Annotated in this window: 7 protein-coding genes; 4 read left to right on the top strand and 3 right to left on the bottom strand. The window is 46.0% G+C overall.

What is annotated here, in order from left to right; translation table 11 throughout:
• Window positions 1–686, top strand: a 686-nt coding sequence (locus BWI97_RS21080) for a UDP-glucose/GDP-mannose dehydrogenase family protein (RefSeq protein ID WP_146010994.1), incomplete at its 5' end; no start/stop codon positions are given.
• A 176-nt stretch (window positions 687–862) separates the two neighbouring features.
• Here BWI97_RS21080 and BWI97_RS21085 read toward each other — a convergent pair.
• The 3 genes from BWI97_RS21085 to BWI97_RS21095 all read right to left on the bottom strand — a co-directional run bounded on the left by BWI97_RS21085 (window position 863) and on the right by BWI97_RS21095 (window position 5,678).
• Window positions 863–2,368 (bottom strand): capsule assembly Wzi family protein, encoded by a 1,506-nt coding sequence (locus BWI97_RS21085; protein ID WP_102202684.1) that lies wholly within the window; start codon window positions 2,366–2,368, stop codon window positions 863–865.
• Window positions 2,369–2,471: 103 nt separating this feature from the next.
• Window positions 2,472–3,548, bottom strand: a complete 1,077-nt coding sequence (locus tag BWI97_RS21090; RefSeq protein ID WP_233207933.1) for a mannose-1-phosphate guanylyltransferase — start codon at window positions 3,546–3,548, stop codon at window positions 2,472–2,474.
• Between the two features lie 630 nt (window positions 3,549–4,178).
• Entirely contained in the window at window positions 4,179–5,678 is a 1,500-nt protein-coding gene (locus BWI97_RS21095; protein WP_094808871.1) for a M28 family peptidase, read from the bottom strand.
• Window positions 5,679–5,866: 188 nt separating this feature from the next.
• On the opposite strand from BWI97_RS21095, the gene BWI97_RS21100 reads away from it, so the two are divergent.
• The 3 genes from BWI97_RS21100 (at window position 5,867) to BWI97_RS21110 (ending at window position 8,884) form a co-directional block, all read left to right on the top strand.
• Complete coding sequence (locus BWI97_RS21100) at window positions 5,867–6,397, top strand: DUF2911 domain-containing protein (protein ID WP_094808870.1); 531 nt, start codon at window positions 5,867–5,869, stop codon at window positions 6,395–6,397.
• Between the two features lie 229 nt (window positions 6,398–6,626).
• Window positions 6,627–7,772: an acyltransferase family protein gene (locus BWI97_RS21105; RefSeq protein ID WP_102202685.1), complete on the top strand. Its 1,146-nt coding sequence runs from the start codon at window positions 6,627–6,629 to the stop codon at window positions 7,770–7,772.
• 56 nt (window positions 7,773–7,828) lie between these two features.
• Complete coding sequence (locus BWI97_RS21110; protein WP_094808868.1) at window positions 7,829–8,884, top strand: isoaspartyl peptidase/L-asparaginase family protein; 1,056 nt, start codon at window positions 7,829–7,831, stop codon at window positions 8,882–8,884.
• The last annotated feature ends 616 nt before the right edge of the window (window positions 8,885–9,500 follow it).

Below are 9,500 nucleotides of genomic sequence, written 5' to 3' on the forward strand. Positions count from 1 at the left end.
TTCTGGCCGTCAAGATCACGTTTATGAACGAGATTGCCAACCTCTGCGAGAAAGTGGGAGCCAACGTCGATGACATTCGTCGCGGGATTGGTACCGACAGCCGGATTGGTAAACGCTTTTTGTTTGCGGGAATTGGTTACGGGGGCTCGTGCTTCCCCAAAGATGTACAGGCCCTGCACAAAACTTCCAAGGATTACGACTACGACTTCAGTATCTTACAGTCGGTGATGACGGTCAACGAAGACCAGAAGACCAAGCTGATTCCGCACGTACTGGATTATTTCGGCGGGGATGTGAAAGGCAAGACGATTGCCATCTGGGGTCTGGCGTTTAAACCCTACACCGATGACATCCGGGAAGCCCCGGCTTTGTACAACATCCGGGAGCTGATTGCTCAGGGAGCTCACATCAAAGCCTACGATCCCGAGGCGATGGAAAACGTAGCGAATCTGTCGGACATTGGCTCGAAGGTCACCTTCACCAAGGATGCCTACTCGGCCCTGGTGGATGCGGACGCGTTGATGATCATGACCGAGTGGCCGCAGTTCCGCACGCCGGAGTTTGAGAAGATGGAAAGCCGTTTGAAGAACAAAGTAATCTTTGACGGACGCAACGTCTATGAGCTCGAGGACATGCAGGAGAAGGGCTACACCTATTACTCCATCGGTCGCGAAAAAGTTAATTGAATATCCTATACATAGCATAGTTTAATTTATGCTTTATAAAAATAAATCTAGCTACTACTAATAAAGAACTTTATTAGTAGTAGCTAGATTTATAATATTGGGAATGATAAATTATACAGAGTAGCCTTAACATATAAACAGCTTATAGTATTTATACGTTAAGCGTAGTAATCAATTTATAACCTTGGATTTATTAATTTTCGCATTGTTAACATTGCCCCCAAAGAATTAGGTAGCCACTGCCCGCGATCTAAACTTACGCTTAGAACCCATTCTGTATTGGTAAGTATTTTTGTTTGTGTACTGATAGAAGCAATACCAGAAAATTGATTAGCCCCTCCCTTTATAGGATCTTTACTATATGGTCTGCCATAGTTTTTACTATAAGATAGCTTGGTTTGAAATGTAGTTAAGCTGGATATCTTTCCTAATAACCCTAGGTGAAATAATTGAATCTTGTTATTATTAAATGTTGAAAAATGGTTGAATGGACCCCTGATGTTTTGCCATTTATAGCTGGCATCCATCCATCTCGTAAAAAATGGAGTTCCAATACTGCGTTTTTCATTCGTCCATCCATTTAAATACTGCACATTGTTAAAATAATCATCGTTTCCTTTAGGGTATTTATCCCCACTTTGGTCCATAGAAGTGAAGTATTCAGCAGTAATTTGAAGTAGGCCAAACCCTTCAATTTTTCTGTTATTTTTCCATCGTACACCGTATATACCATCGGGTAGATTTCCAAATACAACTCCTGACATATCATCCCAGGGACGTTGTATATAAAAAAGTAAGTTTTCCCGATTAAGATTCAGCTCTAGTGCAATGTCAACAGAACCTAAATGATTGCCTGATCGATTAGATGTATCAAACTCAGTGAAGCCTTTCGTATTTTGTTCATCTATTTTACTCGGCCAAAAAGCTCTCTTGTAGGCTTCCCAATCTGAAGGTAAATGGCCATTATTTGAGACTTTGTTACCTAAATACTTCGAATACCCTCCCCACTGTACAAAGTGATTCATACCTCCGTAAAAACGTACTTTCCAGGTTGGTTTACCAATGCGTACAAAGAGTGATTTAGCATGCAGATACACATTTTTCATCGAATCTGTATTACTAATCCAGCCGTGACTAATGAAGGCATTGAAAGCAATGATGCCCTGGGTGAAGTGCAAAGGAGCGTAATCTTTCGTACCCAGTCTGACCTGAGTAATGGGTACCGCATTTCCCGACCAGGCGTACGAGCCCGAGCTAAGTAGCGTATCCGTAATACCGTTAATTTCTTTTCGACGGCCAGCGTATAACTCCGCATGTCCCAAACGAATGGCTGCGTACGCTTCGGGTAAGATGAAGCGGGAGGCTCGGTTCAGATTTCCAACTGCTTCCACGCCCGCCTTGATATAAGGTCTGCGATTTTGCCGGGCGTCTCCCCAGAGGGCAGTAGCCCCCAGAGTCACCAACGCTGAGGGTGACTCCAGGGGAACCGTTCCAAACTGATTGGCCCGCAACCAAAAGGGGGTACGTGAAGCAGTAGAAGCTAAACCACCGAGTTCGGCTTTATAACGAATACCCGGCGTAACCGTTGTATCATAAACTGGACGATTGAATTGACTGTAGGCGGGAAAGCCTACCAATAGTAACACTCCAGTTAAATAATTCAGAAGGCGATAAAGCTGCATACAAATGGCGGTTGAGAGCAGTTTCAGTAAGCGACTTAATAAAAATACCGATTAAAAACGTGCTTGCTCCGTCGGTATATACGAAGAATCAGGAGCGAAAGACTTATACGAAGTGAGCTCCCCGTTTGGAAGCATCGCTGACAAACTCCTTCACTTTCTGCTCCTTGTCCTTGGGGCAGATCAAAAGCACATTGTCAAACTCGGCAACGATGTAATCCGAAAGGCCTTCCACGACCACCAGTCGCTCCTTGGGCGTTTTGATGATCGAGCCCGTGGTGTTGTGGGTGACGATGTGGCCATCAATCACGTTGTCGTTCTCATCTTTCTCACTGACCTCGTAGAGGGACTTCCACGTACCCAGATCCGACCAGCCAATGTCGCTGAGAACCACGTGCACGTTCTGAGCTTTTTCCATCACCCCGTTATCAATCGAAATGCTCTGACACAGTGGATAGATTTCCAGTAGCTCCAGGACTTCCTGCTCGGTATAATAATCTTTTTCCAGGCGTTCAAAGACCGTGTGCAGTTCTGGTAAATACGACTCAAAGGCTTTACGAATGGATCGGGCATTCCAGACGAAAATGCCGGCATTCCAGACATAATCGCCACTTTCCAGAAACGCCTGAGCCAGTTCCAGGTGCGGCTTTTCAGTAAAGGTCTTCACCCGCTTGACTTCTTTCTCGGCCAGCCCATCGAACTGAATGTAGCCGTAGCCCGTGTCGGGTCGGGTGGGGGTAATGCCCAGGGTAACCAGAATATCGGATTCAGCCGTAGCCTGAAGGGCGACTTTGACGCGGTCGGTGAACTCCTTTTCTTTCAGGATCAGATGATCGGCAGGCGTGACGATGATGTTGGCCTCGGGATCGCGAGCGGCAATCTTGTAGCAGGCATAACCGATGCAGGGGGCCGTGTTGCGACGGGAGGGTTCCAGGAGGATCTGGTGATCGCTGAGCTGGGGGAGTTGCTGCTTGGTCAGGGCATAGTACTCCTGGGAGGTAACAATGTAAACGTTTTCAGGCGGACAGATGTCGGCGAGTCGGTCGAAGGTCATCTGGAGCATGGTGCGACCGATGCCAAGGACGTCGTGAAACTGTTTGGGATAGGTTTGGCGGGAGAAGGGCCAAAAGCGGGTACCGACGCCCCCGGCCATGATGACTACATACGTGTGTTGAAAGCTCATCGAATATGTTAAAGTGTAGTTAAACGCAGGAATACGATTAACTATGTGGCGGTATAGTAGGACAAGTCCTAACTACAAGTATAGACTATTTTTAACAAGCCTTTACAAAATCAAAAGCATTTATAAGCAATCTTCTATACTTCTTTGATTCTTTTTATTTTAAATCAAAATAGTTAAAGAGATATATGCTTCTAAAGCTTTGAAACAGTAATGTTCTTTTACTTACGCAAAAAGAAAATAGCCTGGATTTTCGGGAAGTTCACTAGAGCGTATGTCAATAAGGTACTGTATTCATAATGAGTGAATTGGGTTGCGGGTTGAAGCGTGGATAAGTCGATAATTTAAGCGTAAAACAAAGAATAGTAAGAAGCTGAAGAGGGTAGCAGTTGTTCTAAAATCGATCATGATAGTCTTAATCAGTAAACGAAAAACTATCGAATTTATAAGCTAAACAAAAGGTAAGGTTCGGTTGAATAACTCCAGTATTAACTAAGCTTTACTCGCGTGAATAACGTAAGGAATAGTAATAACTAATAACTATAAATTTTGTTTAATGAACCACGCTTAAAAAGCAAAGAGCCGGTTTTCTTTCCCTGAAAAACCGGCTCTTTGCTTTACGTATAAAGAAAATTATTTCCCGTACAGGGCCTGGCTGGCGGCTTCGTACTTATCGCCTTTCACCCACTGGGGTCGCGTAGCCCTATTGGCAATAAGCCGGGCTACGTAGGCGTAGGTCTGACAGTACTTGAGCAGGTAGGGATAGCTAATCGAATCTGGATTGTCGGTTACCTGGTGATAGAACTTAAACAGATCCGCATCAAATTTGGTAAAGCCCGGAGCAATCGTTGGAGCCGGAATACCCTTCGCTGCGAAGTTTACATTGTCCGAACGATCAAACAGTCCCTGCTCGGGAGCCGGATCCGCGTTGACTTTTAATCCAAAGGCTTTAGCCGCCGTTTCAAATTCTGCCTGCGTACCCGTACGTTCAAGTCCAATCACCGTAACGAGTGTCGTATCATTATAACCTGCTCCATCGCAGTTCAAATTATAGATGCAGGATTTCATCGGTACCAAGGGGTGCTCGGCGTAATACTTGCTACCCAGTAGTCCTAATTCTTCACCCGTGAAATTCAGGAACAGAATGGAACGCTTCGGTTTCACTTTCGAAAGGGTAGAAGCCGCTTCGAGGACGGCAGCCGTACCAAAGGCATTATCCCGCGTACCATTAAAAATACTATCTGCTTCCGTGAAATTTCCACCGCCGTTTTTACCCGTTCCTACGTGATCAAAGTGAGCGGAGAGAATGACGTACTCGTTCTTCAGAACCGGGTCCGTACCTTCCAGTACTGCCGCCACATTGTACGAGCGAATAGGCTTTTTATCCTGACTTGGCGTTTGTCCGGACAATTGCTTCACCTGATCACGATTGAAGCCTTTGCTGGCGGCTCCGCCCAGCCACAAATGCGGGATTTGAGATTTCTTGTTGGATTCGGTAGCCACACGCACCTGTTCCCGACCAAAGTAATTTGCTACCGTTTGCCAGGGCAGTTGCGGAGGTAATACTTCAATGAGTCCAACGGCTCCCCGGTCCGTGGCCCATTTGGTTTTCTGTTCAGCGGTTTCAAAGCCCTGCATGGGCGACTTGGCATCCGCTGTACCAAACTGGGCTACAACAATTTTTCCTTTTACATCCAGACCCTGGTAATCATTTTCCGTACCGTAGGCCGCAAACACAACAGGTACATTGTTGAACGTGGCGGGTTCGCCCGAAAAGCTGATGAAGTGTTGTTTAACCTTGAGCGTATCCGCTCCGTAAGTGAGATAACCCCGATTGCCAGGACTTACTTTTTCCAAAGCTACAGACTGCAGATAATCCGAACCGGCGGGCTTAAGGCCCAGACTCCGATACTGTTCGGCAATGTATCGGGCGGCTACATTATTAGTAATTTCACCCGTACGACGTCCCAGCATTTCGTCGGCGGCCAGAAATCGAACGTGCTTCCCTACTTCTTCTACTTTAAGATTAAATTCGGGCAGGGTTGGAGAGGAGCTGGCTTTCTTGGGTTTCTGGGCGTGTACGAGTGTCGTTCCCAGTACGCAGCACAAGGCAGCTTGAATCAATACTTTCATTACAGGTAAAGCTTGGTGAATGATGTGGAAGGCGTAGAGGAATGGTGTTTCCCTAAGTCAACGCTTGTAATTGCGAAAATGCTTGAAAACTTTGGCACGTACTTGTCTCACATTAAAAAAAACCGGGTTAAATTCTGAACATTTGTCCAGAATGCCCGTTTTTCGTAGGTCTTAACTATTTGCATCACATGAAAAAAGCCCTTTTAACCTTCTTTGTAGCATTCTTTGCATTGACTAGCCTCGTATTTGCCCAAAACCAGCCGCAGGACAAGTCAAAACGTCCTAGCCCTCCGGCTCAGGCTATGGGTAAGGTAAATGGAAAAACCATTACCATCGATTATTCACAGCCTTCCGTAAAAGGTCGCGATGTCTGGAAAGAGGAAAAAATCGCACCCTACGGAAAGGTATGGCGTACGGGAGCTAACGAAGCTACCATCTTTGAAACATCCGGCGATCTGAAAGTAGAAGGTAAAGCACTGCCTGCGGGTAAGTATTCGCTGTTTACGATTCCCGGTGAAAAAGAATGGACGATCATCTTTAACAAAACGGCCGAACAATGGGGAGCTTACAACTATAAGGAGGCTGACGACGCTCTTCGCGTGAAAGTACCGGCTCGCAAGGCTCCTCAAATGACTGAGAAGTTTACAATCAAGGTAGCCAACTCCGGTACAGTAAGTATGAGCTGGGCAGATACCATGGTTGACTTCAAAGTCAAGTAATCTGTTTCCATTCGTACAATTGGTGAAGGCCCGTAGAGATATCTACGGGCTTTTTCGATACTATAGGGTTATAGTTGTGAGATAGGCTTATCCATAGAAAATTCGGTATATAGAATAAATGAATGCATTTAATACTGAAATTTAAAATGAAACGACGGTATATATAGGTATTCAGAGCCTTTTTGCCCATATTTAACCGCCCAAGGCCAGACTCCTTAACTGCCCCTCTATGTCTCTTGCATCTACCGTTCCGGAACCTGCCGTTGCCCAGCCCGTGCCCGTCAAACGCCTGTTATCGCTGGATACCTTACGTGGCTTTGATATGTTTTGGATTATGGGTGGGGATGAAATCTTCTACGCTTTAGCCAAGACGACAACCTGGGGGTGGGCTGCCTTCATGGCCGACCAGTTTACGCATCCGGAGTGGAATGGCTTTCGGTTTTACGACCTGATCTTCCCCCTTTTCCTATTCATGGCAGGAGTCTCCACCCCGTTTTCCATTGGAAGCCGGCTGCAGAAAGGGGACGACAAAGGTCCATTAGCCCGTAAAATTATTACGCGGGGAATCACCCTGGTCATTTTCGGCATCATCTATAACAATGGATTCTTTGTAAAGCCTCTGGAGGAAATTCGGTTCTGTAGTGTTCTCGGACGAATCGGACTGGCGGGTATGTTTGCCCAGCTGATTTACGTATACGCCAATCGACGGGCTCAGTACTTCTGGTTTTTCGGCATTTTGCTTGGCTACTGGGCTGCGTTGATGCTCATTCCCGTACCTGGCTGCGGTGCTGGTGTACTAACCATGGCGTGCAGTTTGCCGGGTTATGTAGATCGACTGTTAGTACCGGGGAAACTCTATTTGACCATTCACGATCCGGAAGGCTTACTTTCTACCGTCCCTGCTATCTGTAACGCCCTGTTAGGAATGTACGCCGGTGCCCTTTTAAAAGAGTATACGTCTACCGCCGGACAGAAAATGAAAACCCTGATTGGTGTGGGAGTAGCCTTTTTAGTACTGGGCTGGCTTTGGGATAATATATTCCCCATAAACAAGAATTTATGGACCAGCTCTTTCGTACTCGTCACGGGCGGCTGCAGCCTGCTGCTGTTGGCTCTGTTTTACTGGATCATTGATGTCAGGCAGTATCAGAAAGGGACGATTCTATTTACCGTGATCGGCATGAACTCTATCTTGATCTACCTGGCGGTTTTAATCATTAACTTTGAACACATCGCAGACTTCTTCTTCGGAGGCCTGATCCATCAACTAACGTCTGAACCCTTAAAAGCAGTCCTGACCGTAGCCGGAATGATTTTGATGAAGTGGCTCTTCCTATATATACTCTATCAAAAGAAGATATTCCTTCGCGTTTGAGTTCTTCCTAGTATATATAGAAGAGACCGTCTTTGTTTTACCTAAATCTGCTTCCCATGAAAAAATGGTTATTCCTATTATTTAGTACCACGGCCTTTGCCCAAAGTCCTGATCCTTCTAAAATAACCTTGGTCTTACACGGCGGAGCCGGAACCATTACCCGGCAGAATATGACGGCTGAGAAAGAAAAGGCGTACCGCGAAGTACTGGAACAGGCTTTACAGGCAGGCTATGCTACACTTAAAAAAGGAGGAACGAGTCTGGATGCCGTAGAGGCCACCATTCATGTGATGGAAGATTCTCCGTTATTCAATGCGGGAAAGGGAGCCGTATTTACCCACGAAGGCAAAAATGAGCTCGATGCTGCAGTCATGGATGGCAAGACGCTTAAAGCAGGAGCAGTAGCGAGCGTAACCACCATTCGCAATCCTATCTCGGCAGCTCGGGCCGTGATGGAAAAATCTGAACACGTGATGCTGATCGGTAAAGGAGCTGAAACCTTCGCCAAAGATAAAGGACTCACCATCGTTGACCCCAGCTATTTCTACACCGAAAGCCGATGGCAGGCGTTGCAAAAAGCGATAAAGGAAGAGAAGGTCAAACTGGATCATACTGAAGAAGCACCAAAGAAACCAGCAAAGGCTCCTAAGAATGCCAGCAGTCGGGCCGAAGAGTTAATCTTCACGGAAGGGAAAAAATTTGGTACGGTCGGCTGTGTAGCATTGGACCAATACGGAAACTTGGCTGCTGGCACATCCACGGGGGGAATGACCAATAAGCGATACGGCAGGGTAGGGGACGCCCCGATCATCGGTGCCGGTACCTATGCAGATAATAATACGTGTGCGGTTTCGGCTACGGGGCATGGTGAATACTTCATCCGATCCGTCGTTGCGTATGACATTGCAGCCCTCATGCATTATAAAGGACTATCCGTACAAGAGGCTGCCAAAGAAGTAGTGAATCAAAAGCTGGTTGAACGCGGAGGCGAAGGCGGCGTAATAGCCTTGGATGCCAAAGGGAATTTCTCGATGCCTTTCAATTCAGAAGGAATGTATCGAGGATACATCCAATCAGATGGCTCGTTTAGGGTAGACATTTATAAAGACTGATTCCCTATACTATCATATATACTAGAAGAAGGCGGGCAGGGAATACCAGTCCGCCTTCTTCTAGTATGTATATAGCTGAATAGGCAAGTCATCACCTATGCAATGAAGTTATAATACACACAGTATTTATAAGGTAGACAGAAGAAAGTAAAGGTGTGAAGGAATAAGGCCGCAGAAAGTGAAAGAAACCGGGCGAAAGAGCCGAAGAAGTGCTCTAAAAGGCAGCATTTAGGGATTTGCTTGGGTAACTGAGGGGCTGTAAAAAAGTTTTGAGAATTTTACAGCATTAAGTCACTGTAAATCAGCAGGTCTTCAAAAAGGTCAGTAAATATTTTCAAAGTAGGCTTGACAAGGGTGTTTTTCTTGTCCTATCTTTGCACTCCCAAACGACGGGAAAGGCACTGGAAAGACGGTGTAAACACTTGAGGCAAAGGCAGTTAAGCGAGGGATGAGGCGGTGGAAAGAAGCGAAGAAGCTGAAAATAAATTTTCACTTTTTCTTGACAAGCGGCTTAGAAAWGACTTACCTTTGCAGTCCGGTTTGAAAGTAGGGTCGGCAGTAAAAGCGAAGAGAGAAAGGAAGTGAGAAGTTGGATGAGGGGTTTGGTTTTCAACGG

Source organism: Siphonobacter sp. BAB-5405 (genome assembly GCF_002872335.1).
Lineage (GTDB): Bacteria > Bacteroidota > Bacteroidia > Cytophagales > Spirosomataceae > Siphonobacter.